The following is a 22,599-nucleotide window of genomic DNA, read 5'->3' as shown; positions in this document are numbered from 1 at the left end:
GGTCAGGCGGCGGAGCGCTCGGCGCCGGGCCGACGGCGCAGGCCGACCTCCGAGACGGACGGCGGTGTGTAGGCCACGTCGTTCGGGCCGGCGTCGGTCCCGGGCGGGGCGATCTCGTCGATCCGGTCGAGGACCTCGTCGTCCAGGGTGACGTCCGCGCCGGCCAGTAGGTTCTCGAGCTGCTCCATGGTGCGCGGGCCGATGATCGCCGAGGTGACGCCCGGGTGCGCGATCGCGAACGCCATCGCCAGGTGGGTCATCGGCAGGCCGGCCTTCTCGGCGAGCGGAACGAGTTGTTCGACCACCTCGAGCTTGCGTTCGTCGCTGAAGTGCCGCGGCATGCTGCTGGAGCGATGCGTGTCAGCCTGCCGGCCCCTTCGGTGGCGACCGGTGAGCAGGCCCTGGCCGAGCGGGCTCCAGACCAGCGTGCCCATCCCGTAGCGCTGACACACCGGCAGCACCTCGCGCTCGATACTCCGGTTGATGATGGAGTACGGCGGCTGCTCGGTGCGGAAGCGCTCCAGGCCGCGCCGCTCGGAAACCCACTGCGCCTCGACGATCTCCGAGGCCGGGAAGGACGAGGTGCCGATCGCGCGTACCTTGCCGCTGCGGATCAGGTCGGACAGCGCCGAGAGCGTCTCCTCCACATCGACCGTCGGGTCGGGACGGTGGACCTGGTAGAGGTCGAGGTGGTCGGTCCGCAGGCGGCGTAGGGAGTCCTCGACCGCGGCGGTGATCCAGCGCCGCGAATTGCCGCCGTGGTTCGGATCCTCGCCCATCGGATAGTGCATCTTGCTGGCGAGCACGATGCCGTCGCGGCGGCCCTTGAGCGCCTTGCCGACGATCTCCTCGGATTCGCCCTGGGAGTAGACGTCGGCGGTGTCGACGAAGTTGATCCCCGCGTCCAGGGCTCGGTGGATGATCCGGTTCGACTCGTCGTGGTCGGGATTTCCCATCGCCCCGAACATCATGGCGCCCAGGCAGTAGGTGCTGACCTGGATTCCGGTGCGGCCCAGGATGCGGTATCTCATGCTGATCTCCTTGAGGACGCTGTGCGCAGCCGCTCGTCGTCGAACACGATCTCGACCAGCGGACTGCCTTCGAACCATTCGTCGAACTTCTGGCGCCGGGCGACTCGCGCCGCCATTCCGGGCCGGTTCCGCAGGTCGAGAACCTCGGCGATGACCCTTCGCCGGGTCGGCTCGCCGACCGGTACCGCGGTCGCGGGCAGGTCGGCCACCACGGCGTTCTTGAGGTGCACGGCGAACCGCGGATGGGCACGCAGGTTCGCGTACCAGCCGCGGCGTCCCGGCATGCCGGTCAGGTACCGGAGACCGTCGACGCGGTGGAACCAGATCTCGATGCGGCGCGGGACACCGGTGCGGGCCCCCGTAGTCGTGATGTCGATCGTGTGCTGGGCAGGAGACGACTCCGGCCCGATGGCGAGGGCCCGGAGAACGGAATCATCCACGCTGTTCATCGCCCATCTCCCGGCTCGCGACGAGTGTCCCGAAACGAATGGAGCATTTCGGTATTCATAGGAAATCAGAGCGAAGAACGCCGGGCTAGCAAGATCGTCTCGTGCCCTTGCACGATCCTCCTCGGCGCGGACGGATTCAGGGCAGCGCCGCGCCAGCGTGGTCGGCTCCGCCGCGCATGCGCATCGCGTCGTGGCTGGGCGCGACGCCGAACTGCCGCCGATACTCCCGGCTGAACTGGGACGGGCTGTCGTAGCCGACACGGTTGCCGACGCCCGTGATGTCGTTGGGGCTGTTCGCCAGCAGCAGCCTCGCCGCTTGCAGCCTGATGTGCTTCTGGAACTGGATCGGGCTCATGGCCGTCACCGCCTGGAAGTTGCGGTGGAACGCGGAGACGCTCATCCCCGAAACCCTCGCCACGTCCTCGACGCGGAACGGTTGAGCATAGTTCTCCCGGATCCACCGCACCGCGCGCGTGATGTGGCTCAGGCTGCTGTCCGCGAGGCCGAGTTGACGTACGACGTCGCCCTGCTCCCCGGTCATCAACCGCCAGAGGATCTCCCGCTTGACCAGCGGGACCAGCGCCTTCCGGTCTTGTGGCCGGTCCAGGAGCCGCAGCAGGCGCACGATGGCGTCGAGCAGCTCGGCCGGGGCATCGCTGACCGCGATCCCCGGCCGCGCGGCGCCGGCCGAGCGCGGCAGGTCCCCCGGCCCGGCCTGCAGCAGCAGTTCCGCGATGGCGGCGGGTTCGAGGCTCATCCCGAAACCGAGCGTCGGACGGCCCGCATCCGCGTCGACGACGTGCCCGGTCACCGGGAGGTCGACCGAGGCGATGAGGTACTGACCAGGGCCGTAGTCGTAGAAATGATCGCCAAGCGCGAGACGCTTACGGCCCTGGGCGATCACCGCGAGCACCGTGCCGGACATCGAGGTCTCCGGCGCGGCCGCGCGGTCGGTCTTACAGATCCGGACGCCCTCGACGGCAGTGGCCAGGTCGGGACGCGCGTGCCGGTCAAGCAGCTCGCGAAGCTCGTCCAGAGACATGTCACCAGTCCAGCACGAAAACCCTCGGCACCTCGTCTCACCGAGAGGATCGGGCAAGGTGTCGCGAGTTCTGTGGCAGCTTCAGACCTCGACCACCACGGCCCCCGCCTGTCCCCCGCCCGCGCACATCGCCGCGACGCCGATGCCGCCGCCGCGCCGACGCAGCTCGTGCACCAGGGTGGTGAGCATCCGGGAGCCGGTGGCGGCCACCGGGTGCCCGAGGCCGCAGCCGCTGCCGCTGGTGTTGACGAGCTCCGGATCGATCTCCAGCAGGCGCAGGCAGGCGACGGCGACCGAGGCGAATGCCTCGTTGATCTCCCACAGGCTCACGTCATCCCCGGCGACCCCGGCTCGGCGCAGAGCCTTGCCGACGGCTTCCACGGGCGCGAGCCCGGTGCGGACCGGGTCGATGCCCACCGAGGCCCACCCGGTGATCACAGCCAGCGGATCGAGCCCTTCGCGGCGCACCAACTCGCTGCCGGCCAGGACGAGCGCGGCGGCGCCGTCGTTGATGCCGCAGGAATTGCCCGCGGTGATGGAGAAGCCCTCGATCTCCGGATGCAGCGGCTTGAGAGCGCTGAGCTTCTCGAGGGACGTATCCCTGCGCGGCTGCTCGTCGACCGTGAACTGCCCGGCGTCGACCCCGCCGAGCGGCACGGGCACGATCTCCTCCAGGAACCTGCCCTCGTCGATGGCGGCCACGGCGCGCTGATGCGAGCGCAGCGCCCAGGCGTCCATGTCCGCGCGGCTGACACCCGCCAGGCGAGCGGCGTTCCATCCAACGGTGACCGCCATGTCGTCGTTCGGCGCGTCCGGGGTGGGCGGATGGGTCGGGCTCATCCACGGATCGACCCACTCGTCCGCGGATCCGGGCACCCGCCAGCGGCTGACCGGCGAGGTCGAGGAGGACTGCACCCCTCCGGCGACCACCGCTTCGTCCATCCCGGCTCTGATTCCGGCGGCGGCCGCGGTGACGGAGGCCAGACCGGACGCGCAGTGCCGGTTGACCGCGAGACCGGGCGCGCCCATCAGCCCGGCCGAGATCGCGGCGTGCCGCGCTATGTCGCCGCCGCCGTAGAGCGACTCGGCGAGGATGACGTCGTCGAACCGGTCGGCGGGTACTCCGCTGCGCCGAACCGCCTCGGCCAGCACGACCTCGGCCAGGTCCATCGCGCTCGTGCGGGCCAGCGCTCCCTTGCCCGCCCGCCCGATCGGGGTTCTGCAGGCACTCACGATCATTGCTTCCATATTATACAATATATACATTAGAGAAGGCTGGGCAAGGAGGAAAGGTGGCCGGAATGCCGGAGGCGGTCGTCACATCCTGGCGGTTCGACGCGGGCGGGCTGGTCCCCGGCCTGGACGGCTGCGCGGTCGCCGCGGACGTGTTCCTGCCGCCGCCCGGTACCGCTCCGCGCTCCCTCGCGTTCTGCTGCCTGGCCGGCGGCGGGATGGCGCGCGGTTACTGGGACCTGCGCGTGGCGGGCGACGACACCTACAGCTTCGCCCGATGGAGCGCGGAGCGCGGCTTTCCGGTGATCACCGTCGACCATCTCGGCGTCGGCGATTCCACGCTGCGTGACGGCGCGTCCGCTCCGCTGGTCGGGGACGTGCTAGCGGCCGAGGACGCGGTTTTCCGCCTGGTGTGCGACGAACTGCTCAAGGGCGGGCTGGGCGCGGAGCCGATCCCGCGCCTGCGGACGGTGGGTGTGGGCCACTCCATGGGGGCGGTTCTGATGGTCCGCCAGCAGGCCGTGTACCGCACTCACCACGCCCTCGCGCTACTCGGGTTCAGTACAAAGGGCCTGCCTGACCACCTCTCACCCGAGGTGCTCGCGCACGCGGACCGCGAGATCGACGACCACCGGCTCGCCAAACTCGCGCTGCTCATGTTCGGCTCTCCCTACACCCCGCTGGATCGCGCGGACGGCGCGGATTCGCCGACCCGGCGCGCGATGCGGGCCGCGGCGACGGTCACGTTCACCGCCGGCGGGCTGCTCAGCATGCTGCCGGGCAACGTCTCCGACGAGCTGTCCCGGCTGACCGTCCCGGTTCTCATCCTCAACGGCGACCGCGATCGGCTCGTCAGCGGCCGGCGCGCGGACGCGGCCCACTGCCCCGCCGGCTCCGTCAGCCGCGTCCTCGCGGGATCCGGCCACAACCACAACATCGCCGACTCCCGCCGCGACTTCTGGACCCAGATCCTCGACTGGGCCCAGACCGTCGTCCGCGGGTAGTCACGCCTCGCCGGACTACCGCGAGGCGTCGTCCACCACGCGGGACTCGATCAGCTTCTCGATCTCCGCATCGCTGTAGCCGAGTTCGCCGAGGATGGCCCGCGAGTTCTGCCCCGGCCAGGCCGGCGGACCCTGGATCACGCCGGGCGTGTCCGACAAGTCGAAGTAAAGCCCTGCCATGCTCATCTCGCCGACCACGCGGTGCCGGAAGGCCGACACCGCCTTGCGCCGGTGCGCCTCGGGGTCGGCGAACAGCCGCAGCACATAGTCGGGGTCGGAGATCTCGCACGGTACCGCGTGGCCGTCCAGCACGGCGAACCACTCCCGCGCGGTACGGCCCGCGAAGACCTCGGTCAGCTGCGCGACGAGTTCCGCGTCGTGGACGGACCTCGCCTGCGGAGTGTTGAAGCGCGGGTCTTCGGTCAGATCCGGGCGTTCGACCGCACGGCCGAGAGCCGCCCAGTCCCGCTGCGTCACCGCGGCCAGGCAGAGCCAGGAACCGTCCGCCGTGCGGTAGAGCCGGTAGAGCGCGTGCCAGCCGTACTGCTCGGCATCAGGACGCTGCCTCTCCCCGACCGCGCCGCCGTCCCGGGCGACCCAGGCCGTCGACGCGTTGAGCAGGTGGGCGTAGAGGATCGAGGTGCGGACGAACTGGCCCTCACCGGTCCGGTCCCGGTCGTAGAGCGCCTGGATGATGCCGAGGGCGGACAGGAACCCGTTGCCGGTGTCGCCGAGCGAGGTGCAGGACCAGATCGGTCGCCCGTCCTGGTCGAGGCCGCCGTCCAGCCACGTCGTGCCCGCCAGCGCGGCACCGGTCTGGTCGTTGCCGGGATGCGCCTGCCGAGGCCCCTGCTCGTGGCCGAGAGTGTGGCAGTAGACGAGTGCGGGATTGATCGCACGCAGCGACGCGTAATCGACGCCGAGCCGCTCCGCCGCCTCGTACCGCATGTTGTGCTGCACCACATCCGCCTGGGCGACCAGCCGGCGCAGTACCGCCATGCCCTCAGGGTCCTTGAGATCCAGCGCGATGGATTCCTTGTCCCGGTTGCAGCACATCGCGATGTGGTTGGTGAACCAGAATCGGTCCCGCAAGGTGTTGACCTTGATCACCCGGGCACCGAGCTCGGCCAGGACCTGTGTGCCGAACGGTCCGGCCACCGCCAGCCCCAGGTCCAACACGGTGACTCCGGCCAACGGAGCCTCGAGCGCAGGTTGCCGGGCCGCCGCGGAACCGCTCCCGGGCTCCTCACGCGTCCCGCCGGTCAGCAGCGCGTCCGCCTCGGCCCGCACCTCCTCGGTGTCCGCGCCGGGCGGCTGCGCCGGACCGGGCACCGGCTGCGGATGCCTCGCCAGCTCGACTACGCGACCGACCTGGCGGATCGGGCCGAACTCGAGATCGTCCACCTCGACCACGCACCCGTCGGCAAGAAGCAGCGGGTCGAGCAGTGCCTCCTCCGGCGAGCGCACCGTCTGAACCGGCACGCCGACGCGACCCGCCAGCTCCACCCACTGTTCGGCCGGGTAGCGGGCCACCGCCTCAGCGAGCTGGTCTTGATACGCGTGCAGGATCACCATGTCCTCGGCCATCGGTGTGACCCGCATGGTCGCGTCCTTGGGCGACGCGACCTCGGGCGTCGCCTGCATGCCGTTCGCCGCCGCGTTCAGGATGAATTCCGGCAGCGGCACCCAGTGGTGCGTCCAGCGGCCGTCCGCGGCGCGGAAGAAGCCCTTGGGCGCGCGCGGATCGTTGATCCAGGTCTGGAAGTACGGCGTGTCCGGCTTCTCAGCCTGCTGCCATCCGGCGATCGTGGTGGCGAGGATCCCGTGCAGCAGGGAGGCGTTCACCCGCTGGCCGCGCCCGGTCAGCCCGCGCGCCCGCAGCGCCGCGTTCACGCCCACCGTCGCGATGTAGGCGGTGGCCATACTCGTCCACGGCACGCCGCTGAACAGCGGCCCCTCGCGGTCGGGCCCGACCCAGCAGCCGGGCGGCGGCTCGAGCCCCGGCATGATGCCCTCGGTCCCGGACAAGCGGCCTATCGTGCCCCCGGTCACCCCGCGGACCTCCCACTGCTGTCCGGTGCGGGCCGCTACCAGCGCGTCGATGCCGGGCCGCCCTGCGTCCGGACCTTCGGAGCCGTACCCGGTGATGGAACAGTAGATCAACCGCGGATTGAGCTCGCTCAGCGTCGCGTAATCGATGCCGAGGCGCTGCGTTGTGCCCGGTGAGAAGCTTTCGATGACCACGTCGGCGGTGCCGGCCAGTGCGAGGAACCTCGCGTGATCCGCCTCTTCTTTGAGATCGAGTACCGCGCTGCGCTTCCCGCGATTCCACACGCGATACCCGGAAGAACGCCACGGGTCGCCCGAGGGCGACTCGATCCTCGTCACCCGGGCGCCGTGATCGGCCAAGAGCATGCCGGTGACCGGTCCTGAGATTCCCCAGGACAGGTCGAGAACCTGAATTGCGCTCAGTACGCCCATCAGTCACCGCTCCCGAGCACGACTGCGCTGTGTCCCACGGCGCACAGCACGTGCCGCGCGTCGGGCACCTGATTGGCGGCGCTCCCCCGGATCTGCCGAACGCCCTCGATGATGTTGTTGACTCCGTGGATGTACGCCTCGCCGAGCAGGCCGCCATGCGTGTTCACCGGCAGCCTGCCGCCGAGCTCGATGTGGCCGTCAACGATGAAGTCCTTGGCCTCGCCGTGGCCGCAGAACCCGAACGCCTCGAGCTGGTAGAACACCACGGGGCTGAAGTTCTCGTAGATCATCGCCGCGTCGATGTCGCCAGGACCGAGGCCGGTGCTCTGCCACAGTTGCCGCGCCACGTACTCGGCTTGCGGAAAACGGGCGAGATCGTGGTCGTAGTAGTTGAACAGGATGTCGCTGTTGATCACGGAACCCTGCGTGGCGCCGTCGATGGTGACCAGTGGTCGTCGCAGATCCTTGGCGCGCGCCGCGCTCGTCACCACCAAAGCCACACCGCCATCACTCTCCTGGCAGCAATCGAGCAGCCGCAGGATCGGCTCGACGATCCACCGGGAGTTCTGATGATCGTCGATGGTGATCGGGCGCTTGTAGAACCAGGCGTTCGGATTCGTGGCGGCGTGCTTACGCGCCACCACGGTGTAGCGGCCGAAGTCCTCGTTCGTGAGCCCGAACTGATGCATGTACCGCTGGTACCAGAGCGCGTACATCTTGGCCGGAGTGTCCAGGCCGTACGGCAGATGCCAGCTCAGGCCCGGTGTCACGGCGCGCCCGGTGGGCTGGCCGAAGCGTGCGCCCGACCGCTCGTTGAACGCCCGGAACACCACGACTACGTCGGCGGCCCCCGAGGCGACGGCCGCGGCCGCGTGCTCGACGAGGGCGGCGGATCCGCCGCCGCCGAACGGGGTACGCGAGGTCCAGCGCACGTGCTCGATGCCCACGCTGCGGATGAGGGCGTGTTCGTCGTTGGTGTCGTGGGTCATCGTGACGAGGCCGTCCACGTCCGCCGGAGCCAGTCCGGCGTCGTCGAGCGCGGCCCGCACCGCCTCCGATGCCAATTGCAGCTCACTGCGTCCGGAGTCCTTCGAGAACTCGGTCTGGCCGATGCCCGCGATCGCGCCGGCACCTTTGGCGAGCGCCATCAGGATCCGCCTCCCACCGGCCGGAACTGCGGGAGTCTGACGCCGTCGATCTCGGCGAAGCCCAGCTCGACCGGCATGCCGGCAACGACGTCCGGCGCCGCGATGTCCTGAAGGTTGCTCACCAGCCTGGGCCCTTCTTCGAGTTCGACGAGGGCTACGATCCGCGCGCTGCCCTCCGGCTCGTTGGGGTGCCGGGAGACGATCCAGCTGTAGACGACGCCGCGGCCGGACAGTTCTTGGATCAGCCAGTCGGTCGATCCGCACTTCGGACACATCGGGCTCGGCGGATGCTGCAGGAACGAGCAGCGGGCGCAGCGCCGGGCAAGCAGCCTGCCCTCCTCGACGCCCGTCCAGAAGTACTGGTCGTCGCGGTCCGGGACCGGTGGAATGACGCGTGGCACGGCCGTGGTTCCCTTCTTCCGTCGGTCACTCGTCGATGAGTTCGACGATCGTGCAGTTGGCGAGACCGCCGCCCTCGCACATGGTCTGCAGGCCGAAGCGGATCCCGTGCGCCCGCATGCGGTGGATCATCGTCGTCATGATCCGCGCACCGGAGGCGCCGAGCGGATGTCCCATCGCGATCGCGCCGCCGTCGGGGTTGAGCCGCGACTCGTCGGCGCCGGTCTCCCGGAGCCAGGCCAGCGGCACCGGCGCGAACGCCTCGTTGACCTCGTAGACCCCGATGTCCTTGATGCCGAGCCCGGCACGCGCGAGCGCCTTGGCGGTGGCCGGGATCGGCGCGGTGAGCATCATCACGGGGTCGTCCCCCGCCAGCACGGCCGTGTGCACGCGGGCGATCGGCCGCAGCCCGAGCTCCTTCGCCCGCTCGGAGCTCATCATCAGTACGGCCGAAGCTCCGTCGCTGACCTGCGACGCGTTGCCCGCGTGGATGACACCGTCCGCCTTGAACGAGGTCTTGAGCACGGCCAGCCGTTCCACGGTCGTGTTCCGCCGCAGACCCTCGTCCACCGAGAACGCACTCCCACCTGGCAACGTCACCTCGGTGATCTGGTCGGCGAACGCGCCGGAATCGATGGCGGCGGCGAGCTTCTGGTGCGACCGCACGGCGAATTCATCGAGCTCGGTGCGCCCGAATCCCCACTTCTCGGCGATCAGCTCGGCGCCGATCCCCTGGTTGAACTCGGCTCCGTACCGCGCCAGCACCGACGGACCGCCGGGCCGGCCGTATTCGTCGTGGGCGCTCGTCGCGCCGATCGGCACCGCGGACATGATCTCCACACCGCCGGCGATCGCGACGTCGTACTGCCCGGAGACGATCCCGGCGGCGGCGAAATGGATGGACTGCTGTGAGGATCCGCATTGCCGGTCGATCGTCGTGGCCGGCACGGACTCCGGCCAGCCGGCGGCGAGCACCGCCATCCGGCCGACGTTGCCGCCCTGCTGGCCGGTCTGGTGGACGCAGCCCCAGACCACGTCGTCGACCAGCGCCGGATCCAGCTCGTTGCGCTCCGCCAGCGCGATCAGCACGTGCGCGGACAGGTCCGCGGCGTGCCGGTCGGCCAGCGAGCCGTTTCGCTTACCTACCGGGGTGCGCACCCCGTCCACGATCACCGCGTCCCGATGGGGCATGGTCTCTCACCTCCTGAACGTATGCGGAGCGGTCACCGCCGCCGCCCGCTGGTTTGCATGTCACTGAGATCCGCGAGCACCTGTCGGCGCAGCAGCTTGCCGGTGTCGGTGCGCGGCAGCTCCCTGCGAATCACCACGAGCTCGGCGGCTCGCGAGCCGCGCAGGTGTTCGCGAGTCCAGGCGCACAACTCGTCCGGCTCCGCATGTGCGCCGGTGCGCAGCGTCACCGCCGCGGCGACCCGCTGGCCCCACCGCTCGTCCGGGAGCCCTACGGCCGCGGCGTCCAGCACGGCCGGGTGGCGCAGGAGTACGTCCTCGATCTCCGCCGGCGCGATGTTCTCGCCGCCACGGATGATCGTGTCGTCGGTTCGGCCTTCGACGAAGAGATAGTCGTCCTCGTCCAGCCAGCCCGCATCCCTGGTGGGGAACCAGCCTTCGGCATCGCGGACCGATCCGCCGTCCGCGTACTCGCCGGACACCTGCTCGCCGCGCACCCAGATGTCGCCGACGACGCCGCGGGGCCGCGCTCCGCCTTCTTCGTCGCGGATCTCGATCTCCACACCCGGAAGCACGCGGCCGACCGAGGCCAGCCGGCGCGTCACGGCGGGATCGTGGGATTCCAGGGCGGCGCGATGGTCGTCGGGACCGAGCACCGCGATGGACGAGCTCGTCTCGGTCAATCCATAGGCATTGACGAATCCGACCTCGGGGAACGCCCGAAGCGCACGTCGCAGCACGCTTTCATGCATCCGCGCGCCGCCGTACGAGATCAGCCGAAGAGACGGCGCGTCAGCTCGCGTGCCGCCTTCAATCTCCTCGACGATCCGGGCGAGCATCGTCGGCACCAGCATGGCCTGCGTGATCGATTCGGACTCGACCGTCTCGAGCCAGGACTCCGCGGTGAAGTCGGGAAGGTATACCACGCGGCGTCCGGCGAACACGTTCGAGAGCAGGTTGGCCACCCCGGCGATGTGGTACGGCGGCACGCTGACCAACGCGGCCTCCCCCGGCGCGGCGGAGCCGAACTCGACCGAGCCGAAGATGTACGACGCCAGGTGGCGGTGATGCAGCAGCGCGGCCTTCGGCGCGGCGCTCGTGCCGCTCGTGTAGAGGTGGAGCGCGGGTCGCTCTGGAGCCGCGGTCCCCGCCGCCGGTGCGGTCTCCGCGGCGGAGACCGCGGCGATCCGGGCCAGCCACTCGTCGGTGCTGAGCACCGTGCACCCCGTGGCCGGGATCGCGTGCAGGTAGCGGCGATCGGCGATCACGATCGCATCGGCGTACCTCCCGACGAGCTGCCTGAGCTGCTCGTCGGCCAGCCGGTAGTTCAGCGGCACGAACGGCACCCCCTGGCGGGCGCTCGCGAAGAACGCGGTGACGAAGGCCGGCCCGCTCTGGCCGATGAACACCACCGCCGCTGAATCGAACGGCACGGCCCGCCGACCCGCGTCGGCCATCTCGCCGAGTCTTCGATAGCCGACGCCGTCGGCAAGCCGACCCACGGCCGTCCGGTCGCCGTGGCCGCCGGCGGCCGTCTCCATGGCGGCCATGTCCAAGATCGTGGCGACGTTCATGTCCCTCCCGGGCGCGCGGGCTCTGTTCCACGGGCTGTCTCCCGAAAGTCATAGTAACTACTATGTCAATGGCATGCAGCCCCTTGACGGCTCGCGACGTCGTGCCATAGTGACTACTATGCGACGACGGTGCCGCAGACTACCTGAAGGCAGGTGACCATGCCCGAACGCCTGATCTCCGCCGACTCGCACGTGAAGATGACTCACGAGCAGGTCAAGCACCACCTCCCGGCCGGCCTGCACGCCGCGTACGACGAGGCCTCAGGCTCCTACGAGGCGACCATGCGGCGCGGCGCCGGAGCGGCGAACCGGGCCGGGGCGACACAGCGGAAAGACGAACGGATCGCGGCGTCCAACGCCGTCTTCAACCGGCCCTCCTACTGGGACCCGGTCGAGCGCCTGAAGGACATGGACGCCGACGGCGTCGAGGTCGAAGTCCTCTACAGCGAGGTGAGCGCCTTCCGCTACCTCAGCAACGTCAAGGGCGGCTTCTCCGAGTCCGTGCAGGCCTTCAACCGCGCCCTGCACGACTTCGCCCAGACGGACCCGAAGCGGCTCATCGTCTCCTATCAGATCCCGATCCACGACATCGATCTCGCGGTGGCGGAGGTCAAGCGGGTTGCGGCCCTGGGCGCGAAGTCGCTGCAGTTGCCGGTCTTCCCGAGCGAGCTCGGCCAGCCCGACTACTACGACCGCCGGTACGATCCGCTTTTCGCACTGATCGAGGAGACCGGGCTGCCGATCTGCTGCCACATCGGGCTCAAGACGACGCTGAGCGAGCTCGCCGAGCGGGACCCGACTCCGAACAAGGGCATCATGGTCCCGGTCACGCCTCTGATGACGGCCGAGGCGTTCGGCATGTGGATCATGGGCGGACCGCTCGAGCGCTTCCCGCGCCTGAAGGTGGTCTTCGTCGAGCCGGGAGTCGCCTGGGTGGCCTGGTGGCTGGAGACGGTGGACGACATGGTCAAGCGCCAGGGCTACAAGTTCCCTGAGATCAAGGAGCTGCCCAGCCATTACTTCCACCGCAACATCTACCTGACGTTCATCGACGAAAGCCTCGGCCTGCACCGCATGCGGGACGTGATCGGCGTCGACAACATCATGTGGTCGACCGACTTCCCGCACCCGGTGACGAGCTGGCCCAACTCGCGGAAGATCGTCGAGGACCAGTTCACGGGCATCCCGGACGACGAGCGCGCCCGCATGCTCTCGGGCAACGCCACCCGGGTCTGGAACCTGTAGACATCCGGCTCACGCTGGGCGGCTGAGCGCCGCGTCGTCCCGCCGCCGCGCTCAGCCGCCCAACTCCTGCTCGATGAGCAGGCTCATCGCCCGGGCCAGCAACCTGCGCTCGGCCAGGAAGTCCCCGGGCAGGTTGTGCTCGTAGATCGGGACCGTGCCGAGCATGACGTGGCTGATCGACACCCCGCGCAGGGCGTGGAAGAGCAGGTTGGTGAGGTTCTGCCGACGCTTTCCCGCGCCCTTCCCGGCGACCACCTTCGCCATCAGGCGCTTGAGTTGCGGGTTCGCCCGCTCGTTGAGCTCGGCGAGGTTCTCCCGGGTCCGCTCCGAAGTGCGGGGATCGTGGCCGAGGTTGAGCTGCACCTGGATGAACGCCAGATAGTCGGGGGAGCCGTAGTAGTCGGCCAGCACGTCGAAGAACTGCTCGACGCGCTCGGTGAGCGTCGGTCCGGTGATCTCGGCCTCTCCCAGCGTCCGGCTCAGCCGGCGGCTCGCCTCTTCGAGCACGGACAGCATCAGCGCCTCGCGGGTGCCGAAATAATATTGGATGACTCCCCAGGTCAGTCCGGCCTGCTCGGCAATCGCGTTCGAGCTCGCCCGGTAGAAGCCGCGCTCCAGGATGCAGCTGATGGCGGCCTCGACGACCCGTTGCCTGGTGTCGGAACCGTCGTCGGTTTCAGGGGAACCGGATACTTTCTGCGCACACATGTTGTCGCGCATCTTAGCGGCCTTCCCCCCGCGACCGGCCGTTGAGCCGCGGCCTGAGTGCCGCCGTGGAGCGCCCCTTCGCGGCCGACCACCAGACTCCCGCGCCGTACGCGAGATCGTCGAGACGACGTGCGAAGCCGTAACGGACGGGGTCCAGGTCGACGTCGGCGCGCCGGTACTCGAGCAGGACGTCGGAGACGGCGGCCGCGAATGCGGCGCGGCGCACCCGGCGGGAGGCTGAGGCTCCGACCACTGTCGCCGGCCACCAGTGCCGTGTCAGCAGCGCCGACGTCTGCGTCAGGGCGCTGAACGCACCCATGGAGGTCAGCGACAGCGCGAGCCGCGCCGGATGCCGCGTACCACGGAGCCGACCGGCGATCCGCACCGCGGCGACGCCGTACACCGCGCCTGCGACAGGCACCGACCAGCGACGCTGAGCTAGCAGGGCGAGGACGAAGGCCGCGCTCCACGGCGCGAACACTGCTGGAGCGATGAACTCCGGGTGCCGCTGCGCGAGCGGATGCGCTCCAGTCCCGTACACGGCTTTGCGACGGGCCCAGTCGCCGAGGCGCACCCGATGCTCGTGAGCAGCGCTGACGGTCGGCTCGTAGCGGATCCGCCAGCCGTCCTTGACGACGCGCCAGGTGAGATCGACATCCTCCCCCACCCGCATCCGTCCGTCGAAGCCTTCGCGCAGCGCATCCGTTCGCGCGACGGCGCAGGCGGTGGAGGCCCAGGAGACGAGCGTGCCGGGCTGCACCCGCGCGGGCCTCGATCCCAGGTCCAGTGATGAACGGGCCTGCTCGTAGCGGCCGATCCAGCCGGCCGAGGCTGACGTCGCGAGCCCGGTGATCCGCGGTACGGCGAGAGCGACCCTGGGATCAGCGAAATGCCGTAACAACGTCGGAACGGTCTCGGGGGCGAGGACGACGTCGGAGTCGACGAAGACCACGTACGGGGTCGTGGCTAGGCGCAGACCGACGTTGCGTGCCTCGGCGGGCCCGACGTTGGTGTCCAGGCCGACGAACCGGGCGCCGTGCCGCGTGGTCAGCTCCTCGATCTCTGCCCGGCCGCACGAGGCATCGTCGACCACGATCACCGGACTCCCCGCTTCGATGCTTTTCAGCAGACGGGCGAGTCCACGCGGACGGTCACGCACCGGGACGACGAAGGTGTACCGGGCATCGGACGGTGTCGGCAGGGAGCGCACGACCGGATGCGCCATGCCCGCCTCCAGCAGCCGGTCCGCGAGCACCGCCCCGGACCGATCCCGCACCTTGAGCGTGCGTCCGACCAGCAGGGGACGGGCCCGTTCGGCGAGACGCAGCAGCCTGATCGGCGACCCGCCCAGCAACGTTCCACCGCCGTCGAGGATCCGCGTCTCCCGGTCGAGTGCGACCTCGAACCCGAGGGGCAGCGTCGCACTCGGTGGCGGCCCTGTCGCGGTCACCCGGCTTCGCCGGGCTTGGGCCTCGGACGGTAGGACGAAGTCAACAGCAGCGCCGCCGCCGCGCAGCCGCCAAGAAACGCGCCCACGGCCCAGCCGACGCCGTACAGGCGCAGACTCAGCACCCTGTCGAGCGACCAGGCGCCGGGACCGATCGCGGCCAATGCGACGGCCGTCGCCGCGATGAACACGGTGTACTCGTTTCCGCCCTTGAAGACGAAGTAGCCCTTGCCGCGGTGGTCGGTGAGCGCTGCGACGGCCATCAGCCCGACGAACGCGGTGGCGCCGAGACCGGAGAGCAGCCCGAGAGCGACCAGCATCCCGGCGCCGAGCTCGGTAGCAGCCGCCAGCCGCGCGTGCAGCCACGCCGGCCGCAGACCAAGTCCCTCGAACCACCGGGTAGTGCCCGCGATCCCCCCGGCGCCCGCGACCTTGTTCCAGCCGTGGATGACAAGCGTGAGTCCGAGGGCGAGCCTCAGCAGCAGCATGCCCAGATCGAGGTCCATCAGGCAGCTCCTCGCACGAACAGCAGCGGCGGACGGATGCCCTGGATCGAGGAGACCATGTCAAGCACCTGTCGTGTCTGTGCGACGTTGTGGACGCGGTAGACCCGTGCGCCGTGCCAGGCGCAGATCGCGGTCGTCGCGAGGGTCCCGATCAGCCGATCGGGCGCCCGGAGATCGAGCGTCTCGCCGATGAAGCTCTTGTTGGACACCGAGACCAGCACCGGCCTGCCGGTCGCGGTCATCTCGTCCAGACGCCTGGTGGCCTCCAGCGAGTGGCGGGAGTTCTTGCCGAAGTCGTGCGCCGGATCGATGAGGATCGATGCTCCCGGCACGCCGAGCGTCTCGGCCCGTTCGGCGAGCGCGAGAGTGTGGCGGCAGATATCGGCCACCACGTCGTCGTACGCGACGCCCGGTCGTGGCCTGGTCCGCGGCGGGTGACCGCCGGTGTGCGTGCACACGAGGCCGACTTGGAATTCTGCCGCCACTTCGGCAAGTGCGGGATCGAATCCGCCCCACGCGTCGTTGAGCAGGTCGGCGCCGGCCGCGCACGCTGCCCTGCCGACTTCGGCCCGCCATGTGTCCACGCTGATGACGACGTCCGGGTACAGCGCGCGAACCTTCGCGATGAAGGGAACCGTGCGCCGGATCTCCTCAGCGGCATCAACCTCGTCGCCGGGGCCGGCCTTCACGCCGCCGATGTCGATGATGTCCGCGCCCTCGACCACCGCGCGTTCGACCGCGAGCAGCGCGGCCTCCTCGGCGAATGTAGCGCCCTTGTCGTAGAAGGAATCGGGCGTGCGGTTGACGATGGCCATGATCACGCGGTCGTCCGGGCCGAAGACCCGGGTGCCCAATCGCAGGTCGCCCTGAGCGCGGACCTTCGGGGCCGCCTCGACTGCTTTCTCGATCACCGAATACCGATCCTCTCTGCGGCCGCCACCGCGCGCCGTACGCGTTCGCGGTACTCGAGCACGGTGTCCATCGGCTGCCGCTCCACAGAGACGGTCTCGTGCGTGGACTTGCGGAACCCGCCCTGCTCTCGGTGGAACTGGGTCACCGTGGTGCTCACCGGCTCGGCGCCGCGTACCCGTCCGGAGCGGCGCAGCCGGAGCAGCGCGGTCTGCCAGATCTCGCTCGACATCCGGCCCAGCGCGCGGTCGTCCTGGTGGCGATGGCTGCGCGAACCGACGTCCACCTGCGCCAACGCATCGAGCCCCAACTGGTCGAAGGTGTCGACCAGCAGACCGAATTCGACCCCGTATCCACACGCGAACGGCAGCCGCTCAAGCAGGTTCCGCCGCGCCGCGTACTCCCCCGCCAGCGGCTGCACGATGCCCGCCAGCAGCGGCCAGTGCAGATTGAGCAGCGGCCGCGCCACCAGCTCCGTCACCCGTCCGCCCCCGGCCGGCAGCACGGTCCCGCCGTCTATCAGCGGGCGGTCATACGCCGCCTTGACCAGCTGGACCTCCGGATGGGCCAGCAGTGGGCCCAGGATGCCGCATACCAGCGCCGGATCGAACTCACGCAGGTCCGCGTCGACGAAACAGAGCACGTCCCCGCGCGTTGCCAGCAGAGATCGCCACAGCACCTCCCCCTTGCCGGGCCGCGCGGGTATCCGCGGCAGGATCCGGTCGCGGTGCACCACCAGCGCTCCGGCCCGCGCCGCGACCTCGGCCGTGCGGTCCGTCGACCCGGAGTCGACCACCACCACCTCGTCGACCAGCGGTACCGCGAGGACCAACGCGGACCTGATCGCGGAAACGATATCCCCGACGGTGTCCTGCTCGTTGAGAGCGGGAAGCACGACGCTGACCGTCGTGCCCGCGTCCTGCTTGGCGGCGAGCATCCGCTCCATCGGCCAGTCGGCGAGGCGCGACCAATGTCTCCGCGCCCACCGCGTCAGCCGGAGGTCGCTCGCGGACGGTTCACGTCCCGAGCTCACCGGCCCGGCCGGGAAGCCGACAAACTCGCGCAGGACCACGTCCGCCGCCCTTCGTCCGTCACCGGATCACCGTGCGCCCCGCCGCCGGCGACGCTGAACTCATTTTGTATATCTTATCAAATACTCCCGTCCACGTTGAAGCCCTCCTGCCTCTCCCGCACGCGGGCAACGCGGTGCCGACGCCGGCCCCGCCGCATCGCGACGGGGCCGGAATGCCGAGGTGGGGCACACCGCACGGCGCCCACTCCGGCGGCTCAGCGGTCCGCCGGCGGTGCGTCGCTCACGGGCAGTCCGCACTGAGCTTCTGCAGCGCCGACGTCACCGCCGCCTGAGAGGCGGTCGAAGTCGCGTGGCTCAGAGCGGCGATGTACGCGCCGAGGTCGGCCTTGGCCTGCGCTGAGGTCAGGTGGCCCAGGGCAGAGTCGAGTTGAGCGAGATAACGGCCCATGGCGGACGCCGCCGCGGTGCCCGATTCGGATTGGATCGGCATCAGCGTCGCGATCGCCCCGCCGGAGATGGGCTTGATAATGGTGCAATCCGCCGCCGGGAGCGCGGCGGCGCTGCTCGCCGCCGAGGACGTCGCCGCCGCGGCGGACGTCGTCGGGGCGGTAGCACTCGACGAGGGTGTCGCGGTGCTGCTACAGCCGGCCGCGAGCGAACCCGCCAAGGCGAGCAGGGCGAGGGCCGGGATGGTGCTGCGGTGCCGCATGGAACCACCTCCACACTGAGGGTGCCTTCGCGTGGCGCTCGGCCGGATGCCACCGGACGGCCGCGAGGCAACGGTTTAGGGCGTACATACAATATAAAATGTACTTCACAAACGTCCGCTCCGCACCTGTCTCGGCGCGTGGGAGGACACGGAGATCCACTCGTGTCTCCGAGAGGGGTGGCACAAGCACGCTGAGCGTCATCGGCTCCGAACTTGAAAAGGTCTAGAAGACCGTGCCCACGTCGTTCAGGACGATCTGGTCTAGCGCTCGCTCGGCGATGGCGGCAATCGTCATCGACGGGTTGCAGGCTGCGGTAGTGCCCGGCATCAGCGCGCCGTCGAGGACGTAGAGGCCGCGCTGACCAAGCACGCGACCTTCGAGGTCGCACACGCTGTTCATGCAGGCACCGCCGAGCGAATGCCACGTGGTGTTGGAGAGGGTGTTGGTGTTGGTCACCGTGCTGTCCGCGCCAGCGATGGCGGTGATCCGCTGGTTGATGCGGGCATCGAGGGTGGCGTCACCGGCGGCCGGCCATTGAAGGTCTACGGCGTCTGTCGAGGAGTTGTAGACGAACTTGCCGCGCACACTGCTGACTCCGTAGCCGACGAGTATGGTCGAGTACAGGTTGAGCAGGAGCGGCTCGCCGAGAAAGGCCAGAGACGGCAGCAAGTTCTCCAGCCCGCTGAGGTCGACGCCGATCGGCGGCATCGAGGCCTGGATCACTGTGTTGGCGATCGTCGGGTCGTCCCACTGGAAGCTGCCGTAGACGACCGGGCCGCCCTGCGGGGTGCCGAGATTCTGCGCGTTGTCCTGCCACAGGTAGATCTGGTCGCCGTTGGAGCCATATCCCTGGCCTACGGCCTCGGGCAGGTCCGGAATGTCGCCGATGGCAGACGCGCGGACCAGCAGCTTGCTGGTATTGCAGGTGCCGGCGTTGACGAACAGCGCTGAGGTCGTGATGATCTGCTGCGACAGAAGGTTTCCGGAGGTGTCGGTCACATCGACGTACACCAGCCACGTTCCGTTCGGACCTCGCGCGATGCGGGTCACGTTGCTCAGAACCTGAACGGTGACGTTGCCAGTGGCCTGCGCCTGCGCGATGTACGTGACGTCCACCGAGTGCTTGCCGCCGTTGTTGACGCCGTAGGCGCAGTCGCCGTTGGTGTAAGACGGCAGCATGGCACCCGCCAACTCGTCCAGCGCGTAGGTCCAGTCGATCGGCATCGGGATCTTCTCCAGCTCGTACCCGGCTGCCTGGACATTCGCGGCGAAGACCCGCGAGGGCAGGTAAGTCTTGCTGTTGATCAGTGTGTCCGGCGCGGTCTCGAGCTGCAGCATCTGCGCGACGCGCGGGTAGTAGACCGAGTTCAATTCAGAGTAGTCGTATCCCGACGGGAACCAGGTGCTGAACACCTCCTCGGTTGGCTGCAGCGTCATCCCCTGGTACACCAGCGAACCGCCGCCGACGCCGGCCCCGACAACCGCGGTGATGTTGTCGCCGACGATCTTCTCCTCGAGCCCCGCGTACGGCAGCTCTCCCTCCACGGCGTCCGCCGCGGTCCAGGAGCTGTAGAAGATCTCGCGGCTGTCGGGTACCGCCGCGTGCGGAAACGTCTGGGCGTTGGGGCCGGTGGGCCACCACTTCCCGCGCTCGAGCACGAGGACCTTCACCCCGGCCTGGGCCAGACGCAGCGCGGTCACGCCCCCGCCGAAGCCCGAGCCGATCACCACGGCGCGCTGCGTCGAGGCCGTCAGCGGGACCGAGGCCGTGCTCGCCTTCGCGGGACCGGCCGACGCGACGGAGGAGACCGCGGTGACGGCGCCGACGGCGGCGGCGCCGGTAAGGAATCGACGTCGGTTGATCTCTGTCATGGATCTTCCCTTCTCATGATCTTTACCCGGCAGGCTTCTCTAGGATCTTGAGTTTATACTTTATACTGTATTCTTGATCCATAGAATAGAAGTGACGAGGAGATTTCGGCGAGCTCACTGCGGCGGCATGATCACGCCCAGCGCATAAATTAACTGCTATACATCAATGCTATTGCCTGTCGATGAGGTGTCGACCACACGGTAAAGCGCCTCGAACTGACGGCACGGCGGCGCGTATCAGCGCACGAGGCGCGGCCGCCGTACTAGGCGATCCCGTTTCGGACGTGCCCGACGGACCCACCGCACTCGAGGGCCCGCCCCCGGCGTGTTCCACGGCATCTCAGTCCACGCGGAGTCTGGGAGATCGTCCAGATCGAGCCTCTGTCGCTGGCGCGTGTCCACCCGGTACACCGTCTTTGGCCGCTTGTCGAAGAACTTGCCCGTGCACTCGGTCTTCTTGCTGTAGTTGGCCTGGGGCCGGAAGCCGCCCTCCTGTTTGATGTCTGCGTCCGATGACTTGTTCATGCATGCGCACATGAGGCCGAGCGGGTCGAGCCGGGTCAGCCGGTTGTCGACGCGGGTGTGGCGGTTGAGTGCCGGAAGCACGCCAAGCGGGTCGAGCGACGCGTAGCCCGCACTCGCCGGGGTCCTAGTAACGCAGAACGTTGTAATGCAGCCCGGTGTCGGCCTCGTGATACTGGCCGGGGAAACGCAGCGGGCAGTCAGCCGAGATCGCGACGCAATTCCCGGTCTCGGCATCCACATCAGCGATGGGGACAACAACCCCACAGGCTCGCCGTGACATGCCAGGCGATCTGCCCGTCAGCCGCGGAGACGAGTTCGGTGGGCGAGCCGATCACATCGGCGACGATGGCGTAGAACTCGGTGTCGATCGCGTCCTGCTCGGCGCCGGTGGCCCAGGTGCGCCGGGTCTGTGCCACGACGCGGTGCGTCTGCGGCTCCCAGTCCCAGGTCGGCACGTCCGCCCTGCCGTTGGCCGACACAACGGCCTGCTCGGCCAGGTGATCCCCGTGCCGGCAGAACCAGATCTTCTCGGCCGTGCCGCCGTCCTGCGCGAGCCGTCGGTTCGCGATACGGCGACCGAGGGCGTCTGTCCATGATCCGGTGCCCGCCGGAGCGACGCGGCGGCTGATAGTTGACAGGCCGTTTGTCCCGCTTGTAAGACGTCTTACTTCCTCATGGTGCGGCTGTCTCGATCGCCATCTTGCCGACAGGAGAGGTGCCGAGTCTCGCAACGGCCTCGGGCACCTCCGCGAAGGGCATCGTCAGTGGGGCGGGCACACACAACGTTCCGCTCTCCACGAGGTCGATGAGTTGGTCGTATGCGGCATCGCGTCGATGCGGGATCGCGTTCCAGCTGTCGCCGAGCGAGAGCATTCCGACCACGCTGTATTCCCGGTTCAGCATGTCGAACGCGTCGAGCCTGAGAACGGAACCGCTGGCGAAGCCGATGACGGCGACGCGGCCGAACTGCGCCACGGCCTTGACCGCCTGCTCGGCGACCTCGCCCCCGACCGGGTCGAAAAGAACATCGGCACCGTGACCGGCAGTGAGCTCCACGATCTCGTCCGCGACGTTCCCCGTCGCGTAGTTCACGCCGTGATCAGCACCGATGGCCTGGCAGTATGCGAGTTTGTCCGCGTTGCTGGCCACGGCTATCACCGTGGCCCCGAGGGCCTTGCCCAGTTGGACCGCCGCCACACCGCTGTTGCCCGCGGCGCCGAGAACCACCAGCGTCTCGCCGCGTTTGATCGCGCAGCGGTCCACCAAGGCGGTGTGCGCCGTGCGGAAACCGATGACGAAGCCGGCCGCCTGGGCATCGCTCAAGCTGTCCGGGACAGGCCGCGTCTCGTCCGCCAGCAGGTAGGCGTACTCCGCGTGCCCACCATGGCCCGTAGCGAAGATGGAGGTCATGCCCATGACCCGCTCGCCCACCGTGAACGGGGATCGCTCAGGTGCCGCCACAACCTCGCCCACGGCCTCCAGGCCGATCCCGAGGGGCACGGCGGGAACAGGACCGTAGACGCCCCGCGTCGTCAGCAGATCGGGCAGGGACAAGCCGCTGGCGAGCACCCGCACCAATATCCGGCCGTCCGCAGGCGGAGCCCACGTCAGCTCTTGCAATCGCAGGACGCTCCTGGGTTCCCCGAAAGCGACCGGCTGCCAGCCCATTCCCCTGAACATACGACGTTCTCCGCTTCTTCGCTCCACTGCGCAAGCTGGTCCGGTGGACGGGGACAACACCTACACAGGCTTCCCTACCGCCAGTAACCCAAACGGGGTACGGTCCGTTTAAGGCTGTGGCGGCGCGGCAATGGGCAGCGGCAGCCTCCGGATTCTTGCTCAATAACAATCTATTGATTTTCGTTGGCGTGCTTGGAGGTTCCTCCGGCGCTGCAGGTCACAGCTCCGCAGCGAGCACTGCCGTAGGCCAAACGGGTGAGCCCGGGGACCGGAATTGAGCCGCCCGGAAATATCAGAAGGCTCAATCCGGACCATCGGATTGAGCCCTTGACCTGCAACTTCACTGTCGGGCTGACAGGATTTGAACCTGCGACCCCCTGACCCCCAGTTCCCAAGCGGGAGCGTTCCTGCACGT

At 69.0% G+C, this 22,599-nt stretch carries 20 protein-coding genes; 2 read left to right on the top strand and 18 right to left on the bottom strand.

From position 1 onward, the window contains the following. Positions 1 to 2 precede the first annotated feature (2 nt). The 4 genes from VG296_RS04180 to VG296_RS04165 all read right to left on the bottom strand — a co-directional run bounded on the left by VG296_RS04180 (position 3) and on the right by VG296_RS04165 (position 3,770). Positions 3 to 1,031 carry an aldo/keto reductase gene (locus tag VG296_RS04180; RefSeq protein ID WP_325563230.1) on the bottom strand — a complete coding sequence of 343 codons (1,029 nt, stop codon included), beginning with the start codon at positions 1,029 to 1,031 and terminating at the stop codon, positions 3 to 5. Then, positions 1,028 to 1,480, bottom strand: coding sequence for a nitroreductase/quinone reductase family protein (locus VG296_RS04175; RefSeq protein ID WP_325563228.1), 453 nt, complete (start codon positions 1,478 to 1,480; stop codon positions 1,028 to 1,030). The genes VG296_RS04180 and VG296_RS04175 overlap by 4 nt, the downstream gene beginning before the upstream one ends. A 136-nt stretch (positions 1,481 to 1,616) precedes the next feature. Then, positions 1,617 to 2,522, bottom strand: coding sequence for an AraC family transcriptional regulator (locus VG296_RS04170; RefSeq protein WP_325563226.1), 906 nt, complete (start codon positions 2,520 to 2,522; stop codon positions 1,617 to 1,619). 81 nt (positions 2,523 to 2,603) lie between these two features. Beyond that, positions 2,604 to 3,770 (bottom strand): thiolase family protein, encoded by a 1,167-nt coding sequence (locus tag VG296_RS04165; RefSeq protein ID WP_325563224.1) that lies wholly within the window; start codon positions 3,768 to 3,770, stop codon positions 2,604 to 2,606. Between the two features lie 53 nt (positions 3,771 to 3,823). On the opposite strand from VG296_RS04165, the gene VG296_RS04160 reads away from it, so the two are divergent. Next, positions 3,824 to 4,759, top strand: coding sequence for an alpha/beta hydrolase (locus VG296_RS04160; protein WP_325563298.1), 936 nt, complete (start codon positions 3,824 to 3,826; stop codon positions 4,757 to 4,759). Between the two features lie 15 nt (positions 4,760 to 4,774). On the opposite strand, the gene VG296_RS04155 is transcribed toward VG296_RS04160, so the two are convergent. From VG296_RS04155 to VG296_RS04135, 5 genes are read right to left on the bottom strand one after another with little or no spacing between them, the layout of a single operon-like run. After that, complete coding sequence (locus VG296_RS04155; protein WP_325563222.1) at positions 4,775 to 7,240, bottom strand: CoA transferase; 2,466 nt, start codon at positions 7,238 to 7,240, stop codon at positions 4,775 to 4,777. Next, on the bottom strand, positions 7,240 to 8,391 hold the full coding sequence (locus tag VG296_RS04150; protein ID WP_349259458.1) for a thiolase C-terminal domain-containing protein: 1,152 nt from the start codon (positions 8,389 to 8,391) through the stop codon (positions 7,240 to 7,242). Before VG296_RS04150 ends, VG296_RS04155 begins: the two co-directional genes overlap by 1 nt. Continuing rightward, positions 8,388 to 8,789 (bottom strand): Zn-ribbon domain-containing OB-fold protein, encoded by a 402-nt coding sequence (locus VG296_RS04145; protein ID WP_325563220.1) that lies wholly within the window; start codon positions 8,787 to 8,789, stop codon positions 8,388 to 8,390. The genes VG296_RS04150 and VG296_RS04145 overlap by 4 nt, the downstream gene beginning before the upstream one ends. A gap of 25 nt (positions 8,790 to 8,814) precedes the next feature. Further along, entirely contained in the window at positions 8,815 to 9,978 is a 1,164-nt protein-coding gene (locus tag VG296_RS04140) for a thiolase family protein (protein WP_325563219.1), read from the bottom strand. Between the two features lie 32 nt (positions 9,979 to 10,010). Further along, positions 10,011 to 11,549: a fatty acid--CoA ligase family protein gene (locus VG296_RS04135; protein ID WP_325563217.1), complete on the bottom strand. Its 1,539-nt coding sequence runs from the start codon at positions 11,547 to 11,549 to the stop codon at positions 10,011 to 10,013. Positions 11,550 to 11,708: 159 nt separating this feature from the next. On the opposite strand from VG296_RS04135, the gene VG296_RS04130 reads away from it, so the two are divergent. Beyond that, entirely contained in the window at positions 11,709 to 12,794 is a 1,086-nt protein-coding gene (locus tag VG296_RS04130) for an amidohydrolase family protein (protein ID WP_325563215.1), read from the top strand. A 51-nt stretch (positions 12,795 to 12,845) separates the two neighbouring features. On the opposite strand, the gene VG296_RS04125 is transcribed toward VG296_RS04130, so the two are convergent. The 9 genes from VG296_RS04125 to VG296_RS04085 all read right to left on the bottom strand — a co-directional run bounded on the left by VG296_RS04125 (position 12,846) and on the right by VG296_RS04085 (position 22,172). Then, a complete protein-coding gene (locus VG296_RS04125) occupies positions 12,846 to 13,514 on the bottom strand; it encodes a TetR/AcrR family transcriptional regulator (RefSeq protein WP_325563213.1) in 669 nt (222 codons plus the stop codon). Position 13,515: 1 nt separating this feature from the next. Further along, positions 13,516 to 14,952, bottom strand: coding sequence for a mycofactocin biosynthesis glycosyltransferase MftF (mftF, locus tag VG296_RS04120; protein ID WP_325563212.1), 1,437 nt, complete (start codon positions 14,950 to 14,952; stop codon positions 13,516 to 13,518). Further along, positions 14,949 to 15,455, bottom strand: a complete 507-nt coding sequence (locus tag VG296_RS04115) for a DoxX family protein (protein WP_325563210.1) — start codon at positions 15,453 to 15,455, stop codon at positions 14,949 to 14,951. The genes mftF and VG296_RS04115 overlap by 4 nt, the downstream gene beginning before the upstream one ends. Continuing rightward, positions 15,455 to 16,270, bottom strand: a complete 816-nt coding sequence (folP, locus tag VG296_RS04110; protein WP_349259457.1) for a dihydropteroate synthase — start codon at positions 16,268 to 16,270, stop codon at positions 15,455 to 15,457. The genes VG296_RS04115 and folP overlap by 1 nt, the downstream gene beginning before the upstream one ends. 92 nt (positions 16,271 to 16,362) lie before the next feature. Continuing rightward, complete coding sequence (locus tag VG296_RS04105; RefSeq protein WP_349259456.1) at positions 16,363 to 17,358, bottom strand: glucosyl-3-phosphoglycerate synthase; 996 nt, start codon at positions 17,356 to 17,358, stop codon at positions 16,363 to 16,365. Between the two features lie 319 nt (positions 17,359 to 17,677). Then, entirely contained in the window at positions 17,678 to 18,106 is a 429-nt protein-coding gene (locus VG296_RS04100; protein WP_325563204.1) for a hypothetical protein, read from the bottom strand. 223 nt (positions 18,107 to 18,329) lie between these two features. Next, a complete protein-coding gene (locus VG296_RS04095; protein WP_325563202.1) occupies positions 18,330 to 19,979 on the bottom strand; it encodes a GMC oxidoreductase in 1,650 nt (549 codons plus the stop codon). A gap of 764 nt (positions 19,980 to 20,743) precedes the next feature. Next, on the bottom strand, positions 20,744 to 20,983 hold the full coding sequence (locus VG296_RS04090; protein ID WP_325563200.1) for a hypothetical protein: 240 nt from the start codon (positions 20,981 to 20,983) through the stop codon (positions 20,744 to 20,746). A gap of 193 nt (positions 20,984 to 21,176) precedes the next feature. Then, the gene (locus VG296_RS04085; RefSeq protein ID WP_325563198.1) at positions 21,177 to 22,172 is read right to left on the bottom strand and encodes an NADPH:quinone oxidoreductase family protein; all 996 of its coding nucleotides are present in this window, start codon (positions 22,170 to 22,172) and stop codon (positions 21,177 to 21,179) included. Positions 22,173 to 22,599 lie beyond the last annotated feature (427 nt).

The sequence above is a fragment of the Actinospica sp. genome, assembly GCF_035552695.1.
In the GTDB taxonomy this organism is placed as follows: domain Bacteria; phylum Actinomycetota; class Actinomycetes; order Streptomycetales; family Catenulisporaceae; genus Actinospica.
This window is presented reverse-complemented; position numbering and strand designations above follow the sequence as displayed.

Bases quoted from the DNA above. Each gene is read 5' to 3' on its own strand.
- VG296_RS04155 (WP_325563222.1), bottom strand. From the start codon at position 7,240: ATGGGCGTACTGAGCGCAATTCAGGTTCTCGACCTGTCCTGGGGAATC.
- VG296_RS04130 (WP_325563215.1), top strand. From the start codon at position 11,709: ATGCCCGAACGCCTGATCTCCGCCGACTCGCACGTGAAGATGACTCAC.
- VG296_RS04100 (WP_325563204.1), bottom strand. From the start codon at position 18,106: ATGCGGCACCGCAGCACCATCCCGGCCCTCGCCCTGCTCGCCTTGGCG.
- VG296_RS04175 (WP_325563228.1), bottom strand. From the start codon at position 1,480: ATGAACAGCGTGGATGATTCCGTTCTCCGGGCCCTCGCCATCGGGCCG.
- VG296_RS04115 (WP_325563210.1), bottom strand. From the start codon at position 15,455: ATGGACCTCGATCTGGGCATGCTGCTGCTGAGGCTCGCCCTCGGACTC.
- VG296_RS04180 (WP_325563230.1), bottom strand. From the start codon at position 1,031: ATGAGATACCGCATCCTGGGCCGCACCGGAATCCAGGTCAGCACCTAC.
- VG296_RS04135 (WP_325563217.1), bottom strand. From the start codon at position 11,549: ATGAACGTCGCCACGATCTTGGACATGGCCGCCATGGAGACGGCCGCC.
- VG296_RS04160 (WP_325563298.1), top strand. From the start codon at position 3,824: ATGCCGGAGGCGGTCGTCACATCCTGGCGGTTCGACGCGGGCGGGCTG.
- VG296_RS04170 (WP_325563226.1), bottom strand. From the start codon at position 2,522: ATGTCTCTGGACGAGCTTCGCGAGCTGCTTGACCGGCACGCGCGTCCC.
- VG296_RS04140 (WP_325563219.1), bottom strand. From the start codon at position 9,978: ATGCCCCATCGGGACGCGGTGATCGTGGACGGGGTGCGCACCCCGGTA.
- VG296_RS04085 (WP_325563198.1), bottom strand. From the start codon at position 22,172: ATGGGCTGGCAGCCGGTCGCTTTCGGGGAACCCAGGAGCGTCCTGCGA.
- folP (WP_349259457.1), bottom strand. From the start codon at position 16,270: ATGGCCATCGTCAACCGCACGCCCGATTCCTTCTACGACAAGGGCGCT.
- VG296_RS04165 (WP_325563224.1), bottom strand. From the start codon at position 3,770: ATGGAAGCAATGATCGTGAGTGCCTGCAGAACCCCGATCGGGCGGGCG.
- VG296_RS04125 (WP_325563213.1), bottom strand. From the start codon at position 13,514: ATGCGCGACAACATGTGTGCGCAGAAAGTATCCGGTTCCCCTGAAACC.
- VG296_RS04095 (WP_325563202.1), bottom strand. From the start codon at position 19,979: ATGACAGAGATCAACCGACGTCGATTCCTTACCGGCGCCGCCGCCGTC.